This is a genomic window from Humidesulfovibrio idahonensis, assembly GCF_054657715.1.
Genome location: NZ_BAAHYE010000002.1, coordinates 998975 through 1020000, shown reverse-complemented (window position 1 = coordinate 1020000; position 21026 = coordinate 998975). Strand labels below are relative to the sequence as shown.

The 21026-nt window shown below is 66.3% G+C and carries 18 protein-coding genes (1 of these 18 cut by a window edge); 11 read left to right on the top strand and 7 right to left on the bottom strand.

The window, feature by feature from the left end; all coding sequences use genetic code 11:
• Nucleotides 1–62: the final stretch of an AraC family transcriptional regulator gene (locus ACYQ4W_RS04975; RefSeq protein ID WP_459853547.1), read on the top strand. It extends 835 nt beyond the left edge of the window; 62 of the gene's 897 nt are visible here — the last part of the coding sequence; the start codon falls outside the window, past its left edge; its stop codon occupies nucleotides 60–62.
• Nucleotides 59–1162, top strand: a complete 1104-nt coding sequence (locus tag ACYQ4W_RS04970) for a saccharopine dehydrogenase NADP-binding domain-containing protein (protein ID WP_459853545.1) — start codon at nucleotides 59–61, stop codon at nucleotides 1160–1162. The genes ACYQ4W_RS04975 and ACYQ4W_RS04970 overlap by 4 nt, the downstream gene beginning before the upstream one ends.
• Here the strand turns inward: ACYQ4W_RS04970 and asnS are convergent.
• Nucleotides 1159–2541, bottom strand: coding sequence for an asparagine--tRNA ligase (asnS, locus tag ACYQ4W_RS04965; RefSeq protein WP_459853542.1), 1383 nt, complete (start codon nucleotides 2539–2541; stop codon nucleotides 1159–1161). The two genes, ACYQ4W_RS04970 and asnS, sit on opposite strands and share 4 nt — an antisense overlap.
• Before the next feature lie 127 nt (nucleotides 2542–2668).
• Between asnS and ftsY the strand changes: the two genes are divergently transcribed.
• Nucleotides 2669–4036 (top strand): signal recognition particle-docking protein FtsY, encoded by a 1368-nt coding sequence (gene ftsY / locus ACYQ4W_RS04960; protein ID WP_459853539.1) that lies wholly within the window; start codon nucleotides 2669–2671, stop codon nucleotides 4034–4036.
• 38 nt (nucleotides 4037–4074) lie between these two features.
• Here ftsY and ACYQ4W_RS04955 read toward each other — a convergent pair whose 3' ends face one another.
• Both ACYQ4W_RS04955 and ACYQ4W_RS04950 read right to left on the bottom strand, forming a co-directional pair.
• Nucleotides 4075–4533, bottom strand: a complete 459-nt coding sequence (locus tag ACYQ4W_RS04955; protein ID WP_459853536.1) for a DUF3124 domain-containing protein — start codon at nucleotides 4531–4533, stop codon at nucleotides 4075–4077.
• 10 nt (nucleotides 4534–4543) lie between these two features.
• Nucleotides 4544–5482: a pseudouridine synthase family protein gene (locus ACYQ4W_RS04950; protein ID WP_459853533.1), complete on the bottom strand. Its 939-nt coding sequence runs from the start codon at nucleotides 5480–5482 to the stop codon at nucleotides 4544–4546.
• Nucleotides 5483–5628: 146 nt separating this feature from the next.
• Here ACYQ4W_RS04950 and ACYQ4W_RS04945 point away from each other — a divergent pair, with 146 nt between their 5' ends.
• The 8 genes from ACYQ4W_RS04945 to ACYQ4W_RS04910 all read left to right on the top strand — a co-directional run bounded on the left by ACYQ4W_RS04945 (nucleotide 5629) and on the right by ACYQ4W_RS04910 (nucleotide 17193).
• Nucleotides 5629–6618: an ornithine cyclodeaminase family protein gene (locus ACYQ4W_RS04945; protein ID WP_459853531.1), complete on the top strand. Its 990-nt coding sequence runs from the start codon at nucleotides 5629–5631 to the stop codon at nucleotides 6616–6618.
• Nucleotides 6619–6627: 9 nt separating this feature from the next.
• A complete protein-coding gene (locus ACYQ4W_RS04940; protein WP_459853528.1) occupies nucleotides 6628–7542 on the top strand; it encodes a DMT family transporter in 915 nt (304 codons plus the stop codon).
• Nucleotides 7539–10778: a UvrD-helicase domain-containing protein gene (locus ACYQ4W_RS04935; protein ID WP_459853525.1), complete on the top strand. Its 3240-nt coding sequence runs from the start codon at nucleotides 7539–7541 to the stop codon at nucleotides 10776–10778. Before ACYQ4W_RS04940 ends, ACYQ4W_RS04935 begins: the two co-directional genes overlap by 4 nt.
• Nucleotides 10775–13738, top strand: coding sequence for a PD-(D/E)XK nuclease family protein (locus tag ACYQ4W_RS04930; RefSeq protein ID WP_459853523.1), 2964 nt, complete (start codon nucleotides 10775–10777; stop codon nucleotides 13736–13738). The genes ACYQ4W_RS04935 and ACYQ4W_RS04930 overlap by 4 nt, the downstream gene beginning before the upstream one ends.
• Nucleotides 13739–13757: 19 nt before the next feature.
• Nucleotides 13758–14201 carry a PPC domain-containing DNA-binding protein gene (locus ACYQ4W_RS04925; protein WP_459853520.1) on the top strand — a complete coding sequence of 148 codons (444 nt, stop codon included), beginning with the start codon at nucleotides 13758–13760 and terminating at the stop codon, nucleotides 14199–14201.
• Nucleotides 14202–14232: 31 nt separating this feature from the next.
• Nucleotides 14233–15453 carry an L-2-hydroxyglutarate oxidase gene (gene lhgO, locus ACYQ4W_RS04920; protein WP_459853518.1) on the top strand — a complete coding sequence of 407 codons (1221 nt, stop codon included), beginning with the start codon at nucleotides 14233–14235 and terminating at the stop codon, nucleotides 15451–15453.
• Nucleotides 15454–15529: 76 nt separating this feature from the next.
• Nucleotides 15530–16660, top strand: a complete 1131-nt coding sequence (locus tag ACYQ4W_RS04915; protein ID WP_459853516.1) for an NAD(P)H-dependent flavin oxidoreductase — start codon at nucleotides 15530–15532, stop codon at nucleotides 16658–16660.
• 23 nt (nucleotides 16661–16683) lie between these two features.
• Nucleotides 16684–17193, top strand: a complete 510-nt coding sequence (locus tag ACYQ4W_RS04910) for a peptidylprolyl isomerase (protein ID WP_459853513.1) — start codon at nucleotides 16684–16686, stop codon at nucleotides 17191–17193.
• A gap of 386 nt (nucleotides 17194–17579) precedes the next feature.
• Here ACYQ4W_RS04910 and ACYQ4W_RS04905 read toward each other — a convergent pair whose 3' ends face one another.
• From ACYQ4W_RS04905 to ACYQ4W_RS04890, 4 genes are read right to left on the bottom strand one after another with little or no spacing between them, the layout of a single operon-like run.
• Nucleotides 17580–18047 carry a 2-thiouracil desulfurase family protein gene (locus tag ACYQ4W_RS04905; protein ID WP_459853511.1) on the bottom strand — a complete coding sequence of 156 codons (468 nt, stop codon included), beginning with the start codon at nucleotides 18045–18047 and terminating at the stop codon, nucleotides 17580–17582.
• A 6-nt stretch (nucleotides 18048–18053) separates the two neighbouring features.
• On the bottom strand, nucleotides 18054–19214 hold the full coding sequence (locus ACYQ4W_RS04900; protein ID WP_459853509.1) for a tyrosine recombinase XerC: 1161 nt from the start codon (nucleotides 19212–19214) through the stop codon (nucleotides 18054–18056).
• A complete protein-coding gene (locus ACYQ4W_RS04895) occupies nucleotides 19189–20139 on the bottom strand; it encodes a GGDEF domain-containing protein (RefSeq protein WP_459853506.1) in 951 nt (316 codons plus the stop codon). The genes ACYQ4W_RS04900 and ACYQ4W_RS04895 overlap by 26 nt, the downstream gene beginning before the upstream one ends.
• 11 nt (nucleotides 20140–20150) lie before the next feature.
• Nucleotides 20151–21023: an HDOD domain-containing protein gene (locus ACYQ4W_RS04890; protein ID WP_459853503.1), complete on the bottom strand. Its 873-nt coding sequence runs from the start codon at nucleotides 21021–21023 to the stop codon at nucleotides 20151–20153.
• Nucleotides 21024–21026: the final 3 nt, after the last annotated feature.

The window sequence follows — 21026 nt, the reverse complement described above, 5'->3', positions numbered from 1 at the left end:
ACGATCCGGCCAGCACCCCGCCCGAAGAACTGCTGACGGACGTGCATATTCCGCTGAAATGAAAACGTTTGTTCTTCTTGGCGGATACGGAGGGGCGGGGCAGGAGCTGTCCCGCCTGCTCCTGCGCGAAACAGACGCGGAGTTGGTCCTTGCCGGACGGGATACTGCAAAGGCCGCGCGTCTCGCCGCCGCTCTGAACGGCGAGCGCCCCGGAAGAGCGCGGGCGGCCCGGGCCGATGCCAGGGATCCCGCCTCGCTGGCCGCCGTGCTGCGCGGTTCCGCCCTGCTCATCGATCTGACGCCCGGAGGCGGGCATGTGGGCGGGCTGGCGCGCGCGGCGCTGGACGCGGGAGCCGACTATCTGGACATCCACTTCCAACTGGGCGCCCTGGAACAGCTCTTGCCGCTGGCACAGGACTTCGAACGCGCCGGGCGGCTTCTGCTCACCCAGGCGGGCTGCCATCCAGGCCTGCCGGCAGCCCTTGTGCGCGCCGCCGCGCCGTTCTTCGACGAGTACCGCAGCGCCCTGGTGGGCATGGGCTTGAGCATGCGCGTGGAGAACGAGACCACAGCCCTTGAGCTGGTGGACGAGCTCATGACCGCGGAGGGGACAATCTTTGCGGATGGAGCCTGGCGCAAGGCCGGGAACAGGGACATGCGCGCGCTGGATTTGGGCCCGCGCTTCGGCGTGCGCCAGTGCTTCCCCATGCGCATGGCCGAGCTGGAATCGCTGCCGGGCGCGCTGGGCCTGCGCGAGTGCGGAGTTCTTGTGGCGGGCTTCAATCCCGTGGCGGACTGGTTCGTCCTGCCGCTGATCCTGCTCTGCGGCAGGCTGGGGCTCATTCGCATGCGCCCGCTGCTGGCCCGGCTTTTCACCTGGAGCATCAACACGTTCAGCAAAGACGCTCCCGGCATGAGCTTTGCGCTTGCGGCCACAGGCGCACGCCAGGGAGCCCCGGCCAGCCTGCGCCTCGTGGTGGACCATCCGAGCCCCTACGCGCTCACCGCCATTCCCGTGGCCGCCTGCCTGCGCCAGTACCTTGCGGGCGGGCTGTGCGCCCCGGGACTGCGCTTCATGGGGCAGGTTGCGGATCCGCGCCGCCTGCTGGACGACATGGCGCGCATGGGCGTGCGCGTCGATTGGAGCCGGCAGCCGGACTAGAACTCCAAATGGCCCGGCGTGCGCGGGTAGGGAATCACGTCGCGGATGTTGGCGATGCCCGTGACGAGCATGAGCAGGCGCTCGAAGCCCATGCCGAACCCCGCGTGGGGCGCGGTGCCGTAGCGCCGGGTGTCCAGATACCACAGGTAGGGCTCTTCCGGCAGGCCGGCCTCGGCCATGCGCCGGGTCAGCACGTCGAGCCGCTCCTCGCGCTGGCTGCCGCCGCACAGCTCGCCGATGCGCGGCACCAGCAGATCCATGGCCGCCACGGTCCTCCCGTCGTCGTTCAGGCGCATGTAGAACGCCTTGATCTCCTTGGGATAGTTATAGACGATGACCGGTCGGCCGAAGTGCTCCTCGCACAGGTAGCGCTCGTGCTCGGTCTGCAAATCAGATGTCTCGTGCACGGGGAATTCGAAGCTGCGTCCGGAGGCCTGCAGCACGCGGATGGCCTCGGCGTGCGTGAGGCGCGCAAAGGGCTTGGCCAGGATGTTCTCAAGGGTCGGCAGAAGGGTCTTGTCCACAAAGTTGCCAAAGAGCGCCAGGTCCGCCGCGCAGTGCTCCAGGGCGTGCCGCACCAGGCCGGTGACCAGCGCCTCGGCCAGGTCCATGTCGTCGGTCAGGTCGGCAAAGGCCATTTCCGGCTCCACCATCCAGAACTCGGCCGCGTGCTTTGGCGTGTTGGAGTTCTCCGCCCGGAAGGTGGGGCCGAAGGTGTACACGTCGCCCAGGGCAAGCGCCATGAGTTCCGCCTCCAACTGGCCCGAAACCGTGAGCCCGGCCGGGCGGCCGAAGAACTCGGCCTCGGCGCGCTCCTGCGGGGTCATGGCCGCGGCCTTTTCCGCCTCCAGATTGCTCACGCGGAACATCTCGCCCGCGCCCTCGCAGTCCGAGCCGGTCAGAATGGGCGCATGCACGTGGAAGAACCCGCGCTGACGAAAAAAGTCATGCACGCACAGCGCCATCTCGGAGCGCACGCGCAGCATGGCCCCGTACTTGTTGGTGCGCGGCCGCAGGTGGGCGATGGTGCGCAGGAACTCGTCGGAGTGCCGCTTCTTCTGGAGCGGAAAAGTCTCCGGGTCGGCCAGGCCATAGAGGATGAGGCTGGAAGCCCGTACCTCCCAGCGCTGGCCCGCGGCCGGCGACTCCACGAGAACGCCCTCGACGGCCACGGCGGCGCCGGTGCCCATGCCCTCAAGCGTCGGCAACAGCTCCGGCGTATGGTCCGCCACCACCTGCACGTTGGCCAGGCAGGAGCCGTCGTTGATCTCCAGAAACGAAAAGCCCTTGGCGTCGCGCCGGGTGCGCACCCAGCCCTTGAGCAGAACCGGCCCGCCGGATTCCTTGGTCAAAATCTCGTTGATGCGTGTGCGCTGCATGCGGCCTCCTGCCCTCCTTGCGGAGCGGCGCCTCCCTTCTAGTGTCTCCGGCCGCTAATTTCAACAGAGTTGCGTCAACCCCGCGCCTGGGGTAGAAGCGGCGCACACAACCGTATCAGGGGGAGCCATGGGTTTTTTCAGCAAGGTCAAGAAGCTTTGGGGCGGCGAGACGACGCCGGAATCCACGCAGGCGGCGGAAATCGGCGCGGCCACGCCGGCTGCGGACGTTGCGGAGGCCTCGACCGGCCCGAACCCGAACGAAAACCTGAGCACGGACCACAGCGCGGACCTGAGCGATGCGTGGAAGGCGCAGCTCGCGGCCTCGCTCAAGGGCTCACGCGCGCGCATTTCCGAGTGGCTGGGCCTGCTGCTCACCGGGCTCGACAGCGCCGATGAGGCCCTCTGGGCCCGCCTGCGCCATCTTTTCGCCACCATCGGCGCGCCCGAGGCCGAGGCCGAAAAGTTCATCCAAGAGTTCAAGGTTTGGACCCGGGCCATGCATCTGACCAAGGTTGAGGAATTCCGCTCCGAGCTGCGCTACAGGCTCATTCTGGCTCTTGATCTGGAGCAGGAGGAGGAAGAGCGCACCAATCTCTTCAAGAAGCTCACGGCCGGGCTGGCCAAGACGCGGGAGCGCATGGCCACGGGCCTTGGCGCCCTGTTCGGCCGCAAGGGCGAACTCGACGACGCCTTCTGGGAAGAGCTGGAAGAGGTGTTCATCATGGCCGATGTGGGCTCCGAGGCCACGCGCAAGCTGCTCGTCAACCTGCGCGCCCGGGCTCGCGCCATGGGCGTCACCGAGGCCGCGCGCTTCCGCGAAGTGCTGGGCGCCGAACTGGAGGCCCTGTTCCCCCTGCCGAAGAAGCCCAAGGTCGCCGCGCCGCCGGAAGTCGTCATGATGATCGGCGTCAACGGCGTGGGCAAGACCACGACCATCGCCAAGCTGGCCTACCGGGCCAAGCTGCAGGGCCGCAAGGTGCTCATCGCCGCGGGCGACACCTTCCGGGCCGCGGCCATCAACCAGCTGCAGGTCTGGGCGGACCGCGTCGGCGCGGGCATCTTCGCCAAGCACGAAGGCGCGGACCCGGCGGCCGTGGCGTTTGAGGCCGTGGATCTGGCCCAGAAGGAAGGCTACGATCTGGTGCTGCTTGATACCGCGGGCCGTCTGCACACCAAGACGAATCTCATGGAGGAGCTGCGCAAGGTCAAGCGCGTGCTGGAGAAGAAGCATCCCGGCGCGCCGCACAAGTGCGTGCTGGTCATCGACGCCACCACAGGGCAGAACGCTCTCTCGCAGACCAAGCTGTTCCACGAGGCCATCGGCGTGGACGAAATAGTGCTGACCAAGCTGGACGGCACGGCCAAGGGCGGCGTCATGGTGGGCGTGGCCATCAGCCACAAGCTGCCCATCAGCTTCGTGGGGCTGGGCGAAGGCATGGAAGATCTGCGGCCCTTTGTGGGCGAAGACTTCGCCAAGGCCCTGCTCGGCGAATAGCCGGGACGGAAAAGCCCGGCAGAGAATAGGCAGGCGGTTTAATCCTGCAACACCACGCCCCGGCTGGTGAAGGAAATGCCCTGGCTGTTCGAGGTGCCGATCATCACGGCCTCGGCCACGGGCTCGTTCATGGCCGCATCGGCCTTCCAGCGCACCAAAAACGACGCGCCGACGCCGCCGCTGGTGTCCTCCTGCTCCACGGTGAACTCGCGCGTGGTCAGCGGCGGCACAACCACCACCGTGTCCAGATAGCGCTTGAGCAGCTTGCCGTCCGTGCCGCGGTACTCCACGGCCGTCAGCGTCATGCTGCGCCAGGGGTCGGTGTTGCGCACCAGTAGCGTGATGGTCAGCTCGAAAGGCCGCGTCTTGACGCCGTGATACACGTGCGAGGAGCACGGCACATAGATCAGCTGGCCCTTGGACGTGCCTGCCCAGGCGGGCAGGCTGCCGCAAACGATGAGGGCGCTGGCGGCCAGGGCCATCAATGCGCGTTTCATGGTGCCTCCTCTATGCCGGCTCTTCGCCGGAAGGTTCGCGTTTCGCAGGGGCCGCGCGCTCCAAATCCTTCAGCCAGGTCGGATCGCACTTGGCGCAAAAGCCCGGGAACTCCAGCCGCCGGTGGTGCAGAAACAAGCGTCCGTCCGCCCCGCCCGCGCTTTCCTCCGCACCGGCGCCCGTCATGTCGCCCGGCATCTCACCATAGAGCGGATCGCCAAGGATGGGCAGATTGGCCGCGGCCAAATGCGCGCGGATCTGATGCCTCGCCCCGGCCTGGATGCGCACCCGAACCAGCGTTTTATTCCCGGCCAGCGGCGTCTCCGGCCACACGAGGGTCCAGTTGCGCTCCTCCGGGTCGAGCTTGCCCAGCACGCGCGTGCGCTTGCGGTCGTCCGTATCCAGCTTTCGCTTCAACTCCAACGGCTCGTCAAGCACTCCGTCCACCACGGCCAGGTATTCCTTGATGATGTCCTTGGGCTTGAGCGCGGCGAACACCTTGGCCGCCCGGCCGTTCAGCGACACCAGCACCAGGCCGGAGGTGAGAAAGTCCAGGCGGTTCAAAAGCCTCGGCTTCAGCTCCGGAAAAAGCGCGGGCAGCAGGGCCTCAACGCTGAGCCCGCCGCCGCCGGCGAGGGCCGCGCTGTGCAGACCGGCGGGCTTGTTCAAGGCCGCGTAGTCCTGGGTGCGCACCACGATGCGCACGCGCGGGGCCTCTTGGGGCGCGGCTTCGTCCGGCAAGAGCGAGAGCCGCTGGCCCGCGCGCATCTTGAGCCCTGCCGGAGCGGGGCGTCCTTCCACCAGCACGCGCCCGTTTTCGATGAGCCGCCGGCGCTGGCGCAGGCCGAAGCCCGGCAAAAACGGCTCCAGCGCACGGTCCAGGCGGACGCCGTCCGCGTCCTGATCCACAATGAAATCCCGCGTAAGTCCCGCGTCGGTCTGAGTTGTCATATGACGACTCTACGCGGTGGCCGGTGCGAGCGCAACCGCAAGCAGCCACGCCGGCAACGGCTGCGGACGCCAAACGTTTTGACGAATTGGCGGAATAGGCCTACTACAAAATCGTTCCAAGTACTCATACGATTCAGGAGACATGCATGCCCTTTGACGTGCTTTGGCTGTCCCGGGCGGACATTGATTCCCTCGGGATCTCCATGCGCGAAATCATGGACGTGATCGAAGAAGGCTTTGCGGCGCTGGGTCAGGGCGAGGTCGAACTGCCCGCCAAGATCGGCGTGCACCCGCGCGAAAACAGCTTCGTCCACGCCATGCCCTGCTACGTTGGCGGCGACCTCGACATGGCCGGGCTCAAATGCGTTTGCGGCTATCCGCAGAACAGCAAAAAGGGCCTGCCCGCCATCACCGGCATCTGGACGCTCATCGACCCGGAGACCGGACTCATCCGCGCGGTCATGGACGCGGGCTGGATCACCGCCTGGCGCACCGGCGCGGCCTCCGGGGTCTATGCGCGGCACTTCGGCGATCCCGAGACCGAAACCGTCGCCATCATCGGCCTGGGGGTGCAGGGACGCATGAACCTGCGCACCATGGCCGAGGTGTTCCCGCACATCAAGGAAGTGCGCCTGCTGGGCCATGCCCCGGCCCACGGCCCGCGCTTTGCCGACGACATGGCCCCGCTCTTGCCCAAGGCGCGCTTCGTCACCGGCGCCGATGCCAGGGAGGCCGTCACCGGCGCGGATGTGGTCATCACCTGCACGCCCATTTCCGACGACCCGCAACGCTTCGTCAAAGCCGAATGGCTGAAGCGGGATGCCCTGGCCATCGCTGTGGACTATGACGCCGCCTTCGAGGCTGAGGTCATGAGCGAAGCGGACTGCTTCACCACGGACGATACGGCCCAGTATCTGTGGACGCGCGAACACGGCAAGTATTTCAAGAACGGCTACCCCGGCGAAACGGGTCTGCACTCGGACATGGGCGAAATCTGCGCGGGCAGGAAGACCGGCCTGCGCACGGGGCGCAGAGCCGCGGTGCTCATGGGCATCGCCCTGCACGATGTCATGACCGGGCATCTCATCTACGAAAAGGCCCTGGAGCGCAAAGTCGGCTCCTGGGTTGAGTTGTAAGGCGGCGGCGTGAAGTATCAAGGCTACATCTACGTTTTGTGCGCGGCGTTCCTCTGGGCGCTCATCGGCCCCCTTTCCAAGCAGGTCATGGCCCTGGGCGTATCGCCCCTTGAGGCGGCCTTCTGGCGCTCGGCCTTCGGCTGGACCTTCTTCGCCACCCACGCCTTCTGCACCGGAGCCTGGCGGCTGCAGCGCAAAGACGCGCCCGCCGTGGCCTCCTTCGGCATCATCGGCGTCTCCACGCTGTTCGGCGCGTACATCCTGTCCATCAGCATGGTGGGCGCGGCCATGGCCTCGGTGCTGCTCTACACCGCCCCGGCCTGGGTGGCGGTGCTGGCCTGGCTCACCCTGGGCGAGAAGATGCACGCCCACAAGCTCATCGCCCTCAGCATGACCCTTATTGGCGTGGCCTGCGTCAGCATCGGTCCGGCATTCGTCTCCGGCAAGGGCCTGGGCGCGGTGAACCTGCCGGGCATTCTGCTGGGGCTGTTGTCCGGCTTCAGCTACGCCACGTATTATATTTTCGGCAAACGCTACCTGGGCCGCTACGCCACGCCGACACTGTTCCTCTATGCCCTGCCCGTGGGCTGCCTGGGTCTGCTGCCCTTTGTGACCTTCACGGCAAAGTCGCCGGAGACCTGGCTGACCCTTGTGGCGCTGGCCGTGACCACCACCTACGGCGCGTACAGCGTCTATTACGCGGGCCTGCGGCGGCTTTCCGCCACGCGCACGGCCATTGTGGCCACCCTGGAGCCGGTGCTTTCCGCCCTGTTCGCCTATGTCTGGTGGGGCGAGCGCTTCGACGGCATGGGCTATGCGGGCAGCGCGCTGATTCTGGCCGCGGTGCTGTGCACCATCCTGGGCGGCAGCAGGCAAGGCGCTCCCCAGCCGGCGGCGGCCGCCAGCCCGGAGACAAGCTCGTGAGCACGCCCTTCCGCCAGGTGAAGGCCTCCGCCGGTTCCGGCAAGACCTACGCCCTCACCCTGCGTTTTCTGGACCTGCTGGCCGGATCGGCCGAGGACGAGGGCCAGAGCCTGGGCTACGCCTGCGTGGCCGGACAGGGCAACGCCGCCCAGCGCCGTTACACCTGGCCGGAAATCCTCGCCGTAACCTTCACCAACAAGGCCGCGGCCGAAATGCGCGAGCGCGTGCTCAAGGCCCTCAAGCTGCGCGCCCTGGGCGACGCCACCGGCCCCGGCCAGGGCCTGGACGCGGCCAAGGCCCGGCGGCTGCTCATGGACATTCTGCGCCACACCGAGCACCTGGGCATCCGCACCATCGACAGCCTGCTCTCGCTTTTGGTGCGGCTCTTCGCCCTGGACCGCGGCCTTAAGCCGGACTTCGACACGGTGTTCGACGAAGGCAAGGCCATTGGCGACCTGCTGGAGCGTTTTCTGGCCCGCTGCGAGGCGGGCGGCCCGGAACGCGCGCTCTTTGAGCAGGCCGTGCGCACCATGATCGACCACGAGGACAAGGACGGCTTCTGGCTGCAGGAATCTTTGCGCGAGCGGCTCATCGAGCTGACGCGCCTGCTGCTCTCCCTGGCGCCGCAGCTCGCCATGCCGCTCACCACAGACCAGACCCGCCTGGCCGATCTTTTGACCCTTTCTTACGCCGAGATGCAGGCCGCGCGCGACGCCCTGGCCCATGTGCTGGACCACGGCGACTTGGCCTGCCACGCCAACTTCTCCAGCCTGCTGCGCAAGTGCGAGGAGGCCGAGCTGTTCGGCGGCTTGCCCGACTCCGCCTATTTGAGCAAAGAGACCCTGGCGGAATGCCTGCTGGCCAAGAGCCGTCCGCGTTGCGGCGACGAGGCCGAACGGGCCTTTGCACAGTTCAAGGCCGCCTGCGCGGAGTACGCCCGCAGCCAGACCATCCTCCGGCCCGCCTACGCCCTGGCGCCGAGCGTGCAGATTGGCCAGCAGCTGCTGCGCGACCTGGACGCCGTGCAGCGCGAGAAAGGCTTCGTCTTCGGCTCGCAGATGGCGGGCATCGTGGGCGAGGTGCTGGATGGGGAATTCGGCGTGCCCGACGCCTTCTGCCGCCTGGGCGACCGTTTGCACCACCTCCTTGTGGATGAATTTCAGGACACCAGCCGCGCTCAGTGGAGCGCCGCCATGCCCTTGGCTTCGGAGTGTCTGGCCAAGGGCGGCAGCCTTTTCTACGTGGGCGACGTGAAGCAGGCCATCTACGGCTGGCGCGGCGGTGACGCCCGGCTCTTCGACGAAGTGGCCGACGACGGCGAACTGCTCGCCATGTCCGGCGGGCTCACCCAGGACAACCTGCCGCACAATTGGCGCAGCAGCGCGGAAATCATCGGCTTCAACAACGGCGTGTTCGGCCGCATGGGCAGCGAGACCACGGCCCGAGACCTGGCCGATGCGCTGCTGCAGGGCGCGCCGGAAGACGTGGCTGACGGCTTTGTGCAGCGCCTCACAGCGGCCTTTGCCGACTCCCGCCAGGAGGTGCCGCAAAAGGACGACCGCCGCCCCGGCCGCGTGCAGGTGCGCCTGCTGCCCATGGGCAAGGCCGACGAGGTGCTGGAGGCCGGGCTCGACGCCCTCGTGTCCACGCTCAAGGAGGACATTCTGCCCCGCCGCCGCCTGGGCGATGTGGCCGTGCTGGTGCGCACGGCCGCGCACTCCGACCTTGTGTGCGAACGCCTTGTGCGCGAGGGGCTGCCCATCATCACGGAAAACAGCCTGCAACTGGCCCGGCACCCTGTGGTGCGGCAGCTGGTGGCGCTTTTACGTTTGCTCGACGCCCCGCCCGATGACGTGAGCTTTCTGACCTTCCTGTGCGGCGGCGAGGTGTTCCTGGCCGAATCGGGCCTGAGCGTCGCGGAGATTCTGGACTGGGCCAGCCGCGACCGGCGCGGGGGGCTGCTCTCCCGCTTCCGCGACGACTTCCCCGAGGTCCACACGCGCCTACTCGCGCCTTTTCTGCGGCAAACCGGTCTCATGCGGCCCTATGACTTGGTGCAGGCCGCGCTGCATACCTATCAGGTGCTGGCGCGCCACCCGGAGGCGGAGCTCTACGTGCGGCGCTTCCTCGAGGTGGTCCATTTGGCCGAAACCCAGGGCATGGGCTCCTTGCCGCGCTTTCTGGAGTTCTGGGACGAGACGGGCGTGGAGGAGAAGGTGCCCCTGCCCGAAGCCGCCGACGCCGTGCGCATCCTGACCATCCATAAATCCAAAGGCTTGCAGTTCCCGGTGTGCGTCATTCCGTTCCACAACTGGTCCGCCGGGCCAAAAGCCGAACTCGGCGTTGTGGAGATCAACGGGCACAACGTGCTCACGCGGCTCACCAAGACCTTGGGACGCCCATATTACGCCAACCTGGCCCAGGGGCTGGCCGAACAGGCGAACCTGCTCTACGTGGCCTGGACCCGCGCCGAGGAGGAGCTGTACGCCTTTGTGCCCGCCACGGGCGACAAGCAGCGCCTGGGCCCGGTGCCGGTGATGCTGCACCACCTGCTGGACATTGCGCCGGAAGACGCCGGGCTGGACATCGGCGCCGCGCCGGTCTGCGCCCAGGCCGCGCCCTGCGAAACCACGCCGCTTGCTACCCCGGCCTTGCCGGACGTGCCCCGCGGGGCGCAGACGCCGGACTTCCGGTCCTGGCTGCCGCGTCTGCGGGTCTTCCGGCACTCGGTTGAGGACGCGGGCTTTGACGAACGCGCGCGCGGCAAAGTGGCGCACAAGGCCGTGGAGCTCCTGCGTCCCACGGGCGAAGACACGGCCGACGCCCTGCGCGCAGCACGTCTTGCTCTGGGAGAATTTCCGGAATTGCGGGCACTTGCGCAATCACAGCGAACAGAACTTCAAGCTCAGGTTGAGGAAATGCTCTGCTGGCTTCTTTCCCGGCCCGAGGCCCGGCAACACCTGGGCCATGCGGGCTCGGAGCTGACCATCCTGGCCGAGGACGGCAGCTTTCTGCGTCCGGATCTGCTGAATTTCACGGAGGAAGGCCCTGTGGTGCTTGAGTTCAAGACCGGGCAGGCCTCGCCGGAGCACGCCAAACAGCTGCGCACATACCTGCGCCTGGCCGCGGCCATTGCGCAAGGCCGCGGGCACGCCTCACAGACGCGGGGCTTTCTGGTCTACCTGGACCGCCGCGTGGTCGAGCCTGTGCTGCTGGTGGAAGGAGGCGCGGCATGAGCGGCCGGCTGATCCACATCGTTCCCTGGAACGCGGATTTCATCACCGCCCTGGCAGAGCGCCTGACCGAACCCGCGCGCCTGCCGGACCTGGCGCGCACGCGCATCGTGTTTCCGCACAACCGCCCGGCCCGGCACCTGCGCGCCGCTTTGGCGGAGCGCCTTGCCGCACCCGCGCTGCTGCCGCGCATGCAGTCCCTGGACGAATTCGTGCACACCCTGCGCCAAGATCTGGCCCCGGACGCCACTCTGCGCGCAGGCAAGCTGGACCGCATCGGCGCGCTGTACGCCATTGTGCGCGAGCTGGGGCTGCAGGGCGGCCCTCTGGCGGCGCTGGACGCCACGGCCCGCGATTTCTTCCCCTGGGGAGCGCGGCTCTCCGCATTGCTTGAGGAAATGGCTGGGCAAGGCGTGCGGCCCGCGGCCATCCACAACCTCGCGGGCGAGGTCTCGCCCTGGGCCGAGGCCCTGCTCGGGCAGCTCGACGCCATCGGCGCGCGCTACCACGAGGAACTCGCCACGCGCGGCTGGACCACCTCCGGCCAGGACAGCCTGTGGCTCTCCGAGCATTTGGACGAGGTCGGCGAGGCGTTCACGCGGGAGCGGCTCATCTTCGCCGGGTTCCACGCCATGAGCGGCACAGAGGACTTGCTGCTGCGCAGGTTGTGGGACCGGCAGGCTGCGGAAATTTACTGGCACACGGACCCGGCCCTGGCCTCCGGTGGAGAAACCGCCTGGGCAGCGCGGGAGCACAAACGCTGGCTGGAGCGCTGGCATGCCCGCGCCGTGCTGGTGCCCGATGCGCCGCAGTGCGCGCCGCAGTCCGCCTCCCAGGTGCGCCGCTTCTTTGAGGGCTTTGATCTGCACTCGCAACTTTCCGTGCTGGAGCGCGAGCTGGCCGCCCTGCCCGACACCGGCTCCACGGCCATCGTCCTGCCCGATCCCGGCGCGCTGGTGCCCGTCATGCACCACCTGCCCGCCGTGGAGGCCAACATCAGCATGGGCTATCCGCTGGCGCGCTCGGCCTTGTCGCAGCTGGTGGAGACCGTGCTCACCCTGCACGAGAACGCCGACGCCCACGGGCGCTATGCCTGGCGCGACCTGGTGGCCCTTGTTCGGCACCCGCTGTTGCGCATGCTGCGCGTGCAGGCTCCGGGCAACGACGCCGAGGCGGACACAGGCGAGATGCCCCTCAAGAGCGCCTATGTGGCCTGGGAGCGGCACATCCGCTCGTCCGGGGCCATGCAGGCGCCGGAGGAATGGCTGCTGACGTACGACGCCGACAATTTCAGCGCCACTGAAGACGAGGTGCGCGCCCTGCACGCGGAGGTGCTCACCGCCTGCTTCCACAATTTCCGGGGCATGACGACCCTGCGCCAGACGGGTCAGGCCCTCGACGCCCTGTGCTCGCTTTTGCGCAACCGCGGGGGCGACACCTGGCGCACGCATCTCATCGACGCCGAATGCCTGTTGCGGCTGTGGCAGTCCGTTGTGCCGGAGCTCACCGGCAGCATTCTTGCGGATGAGCGCTACGACCAGGGCCTGCTCTTCATGATCCTGCGCCACCTCATCGACGCCGAGCGCGTGTCCTTTGAGCCGGAGCCCCTGGCGGGCATGCAGGTGCTGGGCATGCTGGAGACCCGGCTGCTCACCTTCACACGCTTGTTCATCCTCGACGCCACAGAGGACAAACTGCCCGGCGCGAGCCCGCCGGACCCGCTGCTGCCCGATCCCTTGCGCCAAGCCCTGGGCCTGCCCGGCCGGCGCGAGCGCGACAACGTGGCCGCGCACAACTTCTTCCGTCTGCTCATGGGCGCGCGGGAAATCACGGTTCTGTACCAGGCCGGCGTGCGCCCCGGCGCGCTGGAGGGCAAAAGCGAACGCAGCCGCTACGTGGAGCAGATGCTCTGGGAGCTTGAGCAGCGCCAGGGCGGCCTCGTCAAACCCCAGCCGCTGGGCAAGGCCGGAGCTCCGCTGCAGGCCGTGAGCTTTCCGGTCAGCCCTATCCTGCCGCACCAGCCGCCCATAGCCGCAACGCCGGCCCTGCGCGCCAAGCTTGCGCGCCGCCTGGCGGACAAGGGCGTGACGCCTTCGCACCTGGAGGTCTGGCTCGCCTGCCCCAAGAAGGCGTTCTACGCCCAGGTGCTTGGTCTGCGCCCCTTGCAGGAGGTGGCCGACGACGGCGACCGCGCCCAGTTCGGCGACATCGTGCATCGCGTGCTCAAGGACTTTTTGGCCCCGCACCTGGGCGCGGCGATATACGGCGGCATGCTGGACGCCAAGGCCTTGCTCGCAAGCTTCGAGACAGCTCTCGACGAGGGCGCGTTCTCGCTCCAGATGCCCTACGACGCCCGCGTGGCCCTGCTTGCGGCCGGACGCGAGCGCCTGACCCGCTTTCTGTCCAACGTTCCCGCAACCACGGTGGTGGCGCTGGAGCTTCCCGTCTTGACCAATCTGCCGCTGGCGGGCATTGACGGGCAACCGCTGATAGTTTCCCTGCACGGGCGCATCGACCGCGTGGACATGCGCGCGGGCGGGCATATGGTGCTGGACTACAAGACCGGCGGATTCAAGTCCGGCGGCGCGGAAACCTGGCTCGACGAGGCGCTGTTCAACCGCCTGGCCGAGGCGCCGCCCGGCTCGCCGGAGGCCGCGCTGCTGCTGGATGAAATTTCGGAATCAGGCCTGGACCTGCAACTGCCCTTGTATCTGCATCTGCTTGCTGCGGAGGCGGCGTACAAGCCCAGCGACGCGGCCTGGATCGAACTCAGAAGCGACGGCTCGGAACGGCCGTTGTTCGGCGACAAGGCGACGCCGGAAGAACGCGCCCTGGTCATGACGCGGCACGCGCCCACGCTTGCCCGTTTTGCGCTGGAGCACGCCCTGGCCGCGCCGGAGTTTGCGGCGCGCCCTGGCCGCCACTGCCAGTGGTGCGACTTCAAAGGCCCCTGCTGCGCCTAGAATTCAGGAGGAACTGTTCATGAAAGTTGCGGAAGGAACCATCGGACGCGTGTTCGTGCTCCGGTTGGAGGACGGCGACAGGCTGCCGGACTGCGTGGAGCAATTCGCGGCGCAGCGCGGCGTGTCGCAGGGCTTTTGCGCCCTGGTCGGCGGCATCGGCGGCGGCACCATCGTGGTCGGCCCGGAGGACACGGTCAGCATGCCCCCGGTGCCTGTGCTGCTCGGCCTTGTCGGCGGGCACGAGGCCGCGGCCGTGGGCACGCTCTTCCCCGACGAATCCGGCCAGCCCAAGCTGCACATGCACGCCACCTTCGGACGGGGCGAAACCGTCAAGACCGGCTGCATCCGCCCCGGCATCGACATCTGGACCATTGGCGAATTCGTGCTTATTGAATTGCTAGGCACCAATCTCATCCGCAAACGCGACACGGCAACGGGCTTTGAGCTCCTCGCCCCCAAATAGTTATTGTCCCCCAAACAAATGGAAGCATGAAATGATCACGGCAAGCATCCTCATCTGCGGCGCGGGCATCGTGGGCCTCACCGTGGCCCGCGACCTGGTGGCCTCGGGGTTCGACGACATCCTCATCATCGACAAGGAGCCCGAGGCGGGCAAGCATGCTTCCGGCCGCAACAGCGGCGTGCTGCACGCGGGCATCTACTATGCGCCGGGCACCCTGCGCGCCAAGTCCTGCCTTGAGGGCAACTTCCGCATGAAGCAATACTGCGAGGAACGCGGTCTGCCCCTGCTCAAGACCGGCAAGGTCATTGTGGCGCGCGACGAATCCGAACTGCCCACCCTGCGCGAGCTTTACACCCGCGCCAGCCAGAACGGAGCCAAGGTCGAGCTCATCGACGACAAGCAGCTGGCCGAGATTGAACCCAACGCCAAAAGCGCGGGGCAGGCGCTTTTTTCCCATTACACGGCCGTGGTCGACCCCAAGGCCATTCTCAAAAGCATCCAGGCCGAGCTGCTGGGAACCGGCAAGGTGCGCATCCTGTTCGGCGCGCGCTTCACGGGGCTTGGCCAGCGCGAGGGCAAGCGCCTGAACGTGCTGACCACCGCCGGGCCCATCTCATGCGCCTTCTTCCTCAACGCCTCCGGCGCGTATGGAGACGTTGTGGCCCATGCCTTCGGCCTGGGGAAGAACTACCAGCTCATCCCGTTCAAGGGCATCTACAAGAAGGTCAAAGCGGAAAAGGCGCACATGATCCGGGGCAGCATCTACCCCGTGCCCAACATCAAGAATCCGTTCCTCGGCGTGCACTTCACGCGCGGGGCGCACGGCGACGTGTACCTCGGCCCCACGGCCATTCCGGCATTCGGCCGCGAGAACTACGGCATCCTGTCCGGTCTCGACGCCGAAGCGCCGAGCATTCTGTTGCGCGATGCGCTGCTTTTCCTGCGCAACAAGAAATTCCGCGAGGTCGCCCTTGAGGAACCGCGCAAATACAATTTCATGTATTTCTTTAACGACGCGAAAAAACTTGTGAAAGAACTCAAGCCTTCGGACATCGAGTCCTGCCCCAAGGCGGGCATTCGCCCCCAGCTTGTGGACGTGAAGAAAAACGAACTGGTCATGGACTTCGTCATCGAAGGCACGGACGAGAGCGTGCATGTGCTCAATTCCATCTCTCCGGCCTTCACAAGCTCGCTGTTCTTTTCGGAAATGCTGCTCAAGGACTACCTTGCGCCAAAGCTCGCCCGACTCTAGGCCCCTGCCCTTGCGACACCTTGACAATTAGCTTAAAACAAGAAACAAGGCGTCAACCAAAAAAGAGGTCCCTCTCATGAAACTTCCTGAACTTCATTTCGGCGACCAGATCGCCAAGCTGCCCATCATCCAGGGCGGCATGGGCGTGGGCATCTCCCTCTCCGGACTGGCGACCGCTGTCGCCAACGAAGGCGGGGTCGGAGTCATTGCCGCCGCCATGATCGGAATGGGAGAGCCCGACGTGGGCCAAAATCCCACCGAGGCCAACATCCGCGCCCTGCGCGAGGAAATCCGCAAGGCCAAAGAACGCATGACCCAGGGCTTGCTGGGCGTGAACATCATGGTGGCCCTCACCAACTTCACGGACCTTGTGCGCACGTCCATCCGCGAAGGCGCGGACGTGATCTTCTCCGGCGCGGGCCTGCCCCTCGACCTGCCCAAGTACCTGCGCGAGGAATTCACCGGCGAACTGGCCGAGAAGGCGCGCACCAAGCTCGTGCCCATCGTGTCCTCCGGCCGGGCCGCGGCGGTCTTGTGCAAGAAGTGGCTCTCGCACTACAATTACCTGCCCGACGGCTTCGTCGTGGAGGGTCCCAAGGCTGGCGGCCACCTTGGCTTCAAGCCCGAGGAAATCGACAACCCCGACTTCCAGCTGGAAAAGATCCTGCCGGAAGTGGTGGAAGCCGTGAAACCCTTTGAAAACAGCAGCGGCCGCCGCATCCCGGTCATCGCCGCGGGCGGCATCTACACCGGAGCGGACATCGCCAAGTACCTGCAGATGGGCGCTTCCGGCGTGCAGATGGGCACCCGCTTCGTGGCTACCCACGAGTGCGACGCCGACCAGGCTTTCAAGGACGCGTTCGTCAAGGCCCGTCGCGAAGACGTCACCGTCATCAAGAGCCCCGTGGGCATGCCCGGACGCGCCATCTTCAACGACTTCCTCCTGGCCGTGCGCGAGGGCCGCAAAAAGCCCTTCAAGTGCCCCTTCCACTGCATCAAGAGCTGCGACATCGCCACCACGCCCTATTGCATCTCCCAGGCGCTGGTGAGCGCCAAGCGCGGCATTTTGAAGCATGGCTTCGCCTTCTGCGGCGAAAACGTCTGGCGCGTGGACAAGATCATGTCCGTCAAGGAACTCATCGGCGGACTGAAACAGGAATTTGACGAGTTCTGGGCGCAGAAGAAAGCCCAGTTCATCACAAAATAAGCCGCAACGAAGCAGGAGAACGAATGAGCAATCCCAATGTGCTGATCGAAACCCCCATGGGCGAAATGCTTGTGGAACTTTGGCCCGACAAGGCCCCGGAAACCGTGGCCAATTTTCTCGCCTACGTGGACGAGGAATTCTACGACGGGCTCATCTTCCACCGCGTCATCAAAAACTTCATGATCCAGGGCGGCGGCATGGACATGATGATGCGCGAGAAAAAGAACAAGGCGCCCATCAAGAACGAGGCCCGGGCCGACACCCCGAACGAGGCCTTCACCCTGGCCATGGCCCGCACCATGGACCCGAACAGCGCCACCAGCCAGTTCTTCATCAACGTGAAGGACAACGATTTCCTGAACTTCACCGCCCCCACGGCCCAGGGCTACGGCTATGCCGTGTTCGGCAAAGTGGTCGAGGGCCAGGACGTGGCCACCAAGCTGAGCACCGTGCGCACCAAGAGCTACCTCGGCCACGACGACGTGCCCTCGGATCCCATCACCATCATCAGCATCCGCCGCTTCGAAGTGTAGCAACGCGGCCCGGCACGCCGACCAGACAAACGCCAAGCGGCGCGTCCCCTTTCGAGGCGGCGCGCCGCTTTTTTATGTCCATGGTCCGTTTGGCGATGCGGCTGGAACCCGCATCAGAAGGCGTCTCGTTGTCGAGCCCTGCGCAGCCCACGCAGAGGCGGCCGCCGTTGCTCTGATGCGAAATGTTCAGCCTTTGAAAAATACGCCCGGCGGCGACGCCCAGAAAACCGGCTCCGCACCATTGCGTCCGGCAACGGGTGGATTCTCTTCCATGCTCCGAGAAGACCGCAATGCCTGTGCGGCCAAGGCAGCGGGCGCACACTGAGCCCGGCCAATCCTCTTCGGGACCATACTGAGCGCGTGCGGGGCCCCGCAACACGGCGGGCCTATCCTGCCAATTCCTCTTCGGTGCAGACCGCGAAGCCGTCCTGCTTCAAGACCGCGGCCAAAATGCCATCGCCGGGAATGAGCACGCCGGAAAATCCGCCATCATAGACGCGGCCAGCCCCACACGAGGGCGAGCGGGACTTGAGAATAGCCCAGCGGCAGCCAGCGGCCAGCGCCATACTCAAGGATTCCCGCGCCCCACGCTCAAAGGCGTCCGTCACGTCCCGGCCCGAGCGGCACACGGCCCTGCCATTGCAGAGTTCCACGCATTCGCGCGGCGTGGCCAGACCGCCGAGCACCTCCGGGCACACCGGCACGGCGCGCCCCTGCCCCAGCAGGCGCAGCACGGCGGCATGCGGCGCGGCTGTGCCGTCATAGCGGCAGGGCTGCCCAGCCAAACAGGCGCTCACCAGCACCGGCGAAGCATCGGCATCATTCAGCAGCGCGATGATCTCGTTTCGGTCCATGCACTCTCACTTGACCTTGCGGGGCGTCTTGCCCGCGCCCTTGCGCGTCGAATTGGCGTTGACGGGAGCGGCATTGCCGGGCTCGATAGTAGCCGAATCGGCCGGACGATGCATCTCGCTGGCAGCCGCCGAGCCCTTGCGCGCCTCGTCCGCTTGCGTCGCGTGGTCTTTGCCGCCCGCCTTGTCGGAATACGGATGCGCCTTGTCGTACACTTCCATGATGCGCCGCAGGTCCAGATGGGTGTACCTCTCCGTGGTGGAAAGCCGCGCATGGCCGAGCATCTCCTGCACGCTGCGCAGATCCGCGCCGGCTTGCAGCAGGTGGCTGGCGAAGCTGTGGCGCAGGGTGTGCGGGTGCACGCTCTGGCTCACGCCCGCGTCCACGGCCAGGCGCGACACGATGCGCAGGGCCTCCCGCCGGGAGAGCGGCCCGCCGCGGGCGCCGAGGAAAAGCGCCTGTTCAGCTTCCGCAGGGCGCAACGCATCACGCTCATCCAAATACTCCGACAACCGGTGCCGCGAGGCCTCGCTCAAAGGCGCGAGCCGGTCCTTGCCGCCCTTGCCGCGCACGCGCACAAAGCCCCGGTCCGCGCGCACGTCGTCCACGGTCAGAGAGAGGGCCTCGCTCACACGCAGGCCGGAGCCGTACAAAAGCTCCACCAGGGCCAGGTCGCGGATGCCGGCGGGACCTGTGCGCACCGGCGCGTCCATCAGGGCCGTAGCCTGGTCCACATTGAGGGCGCGGGGTTGGCGGCTCTCCTGTTTGGGATTGCGCAAACCCGTGAGCGGCGTTTTGGCCAGCAGATGGTGCCGGATGAGGTAGCGAAAAAACGAGCGCAAGGTGGAGAGCTTGCGCGCCATGCTGGATTTTTTCTGCCGCAGGCGGTGCAGCTCGGCCAGAAAGCCGGTGGCGTCCTCGCGGGCGATGGCCTCAAAGCCCTCCAGACTCTTGTTCCGGCGGGCCAGGAAGAGCTGGAACTGCTCAAGGTCTGCGGCGTAGGCGCGCACAGTGGCCGGGCTGTAGCCCTTTTCCACTTCCAGGAACGCTAGGAATCCGCGCGCGGCCTCCGGCAGTTGGACTCCCGGCTCGTGGCCGCCTTCTGCGCCGCCCTGGCGGGTGCCCTGCCGTGTGGCCGGGCGTTTAGTCGCTTCGCCTGTCGAGGACATAGCTGCTCTTCGGATTTTCCTTGGCCTTCTTCTTGAGCCCCATGGCGATGGCCGAAGCCTCGCCATAGTGTTTGAGCCGGCCGCCGGTGTTGAACACCACGGCGATGGAGATGGCCATGAGCGGGAAGGTGCGCACCTCGCCCTGGCGGTCGGTGGAGATGATGCACTCGCGGTCGCGGTCGTCCGCATCGTAAAAATGCGGCACAATGGCGTCAAAGGCCTCCACGACGCGTTTGCAGGCTTCCTCGGCTATCTCCGCGGGCACGATGAACACGAAGTCGTCGCCGCCCACATGGCCCACAAAGCTGCGCACGCCTTGAAAGCCGCGGATGGTGTTCACTATGACCCGCGCGGACATCATGAGCACCTCGTCCCCGCGCGAGAACCCGTACTTGTCGTTGAAGGACTTGAAGTAGTCGAGGTCGCAATACGCCAGGGCGAAATCGTCCTGACGGTCGATGAGGTCCTGAATACGGCTGATGATACTGGTGTTGCCCGGGAGTTTGGTGAGCGGGTTGGCGTCCATGGCGCGCGAGGCCCGGCACAGGGTCAGATGCACGCGCTCCCTGGCCTCGTCTTTGGTAAAGGGCCGCACAAGAAAGTCGTCCGCCTCGATCTCGTTCCAGTTCCAGCCCTGCTCCAGGTCCTTGTGGTCGAGGCACAAAATCACCGGCAGCTGCCGGTACACGTTTTCGCTTTTGACGATGGTGGCCACTTCGGTGCTGGGAATGTCCCGCAGACGGTTGTCCACCACAAGGATGTCCGGCGGCTCGTTGAAGATGACCTCCATGGCCCGCCGACCTTCGGTGATGACGGTCCATTCCACCTCCAGCGGCTGCCAAAGGCTCTGAAAAAGCGCGGCCAGCTCGGCATCCGGCGTGAGCAGAATGCCGCGCTGCTGGCGTTGGAACAATGGTGTTGTCACGCTGCCTCGCTTTAGGCCTTGTCCTTGGGTGGGGCGTCGTCCTCCGGACCGAAGGTGACGCTGGAGACCTCGCCGAGATTCTCGGCGAATCCGTCCAATACTTCGTCCAGGTCGCCGAGCTTGAGGCCGAGGATCTTGAGAGCCTGGTCGGAGAGGGGCGAGATCTGGTCGTCGCCGCCGCTGCCGAACTCGAAAAGCCGCACGACGAAGTCGCCCACGTGCGCCGCGGCCGCATGCTGCGGGTAGAACTGGGCGCGTTCCGGAAAATGGTGCGAACTCATGGCCTCTTTGATGGTCGGGGGCAAATGCCAGTGCTGCGCAAGCCAGGCGTTGATGCGGTCGTGTCCGAAGCCCAGCACGGCCTTCTCGGCCTCGAACCAGCGCAAGTCCTGTGAGCGCACGGCCTCGCCCACGGCCTTGTGCAGCTCCGGCAGCTGCACCGCGGCCACGACCTTGCCCAGGTCGTGCAGCAGGCCGCACACGCTGAACTCCTCCGGATCCTTGAGCTTGGCCTTGCGTGCCACCAGGCCGGTGGCCAGGGCGCAGCCGATGCTGTGCTCCCACAAGCCTTCCATGTTCTTGCTCATGATGTCGAACACCGAGGTGGAGATGATGACGCCCCGGATGACGTTGAAGCCGAGGAGCACCAGGGAGTGCTGCACGGAGCCGATGCGGCCGGGAAAGCCGTACACCGGCGAGTTGACCATCTTAAGCACCTTGGCCGAAAGCACCTGGTCGCGCGAGATGACCTTGGCGATGGCTTCGATGGAGGTGTTCGGGTTCTGCACCAGGCGCGAGACCTCCTCAAGCACCTTGGGCAGCGTGGGCAGGTCGCGTATGGACAGAATCTGTCCCTTTGCGCTGGTCTTGAGATCCTCTTCCACCGC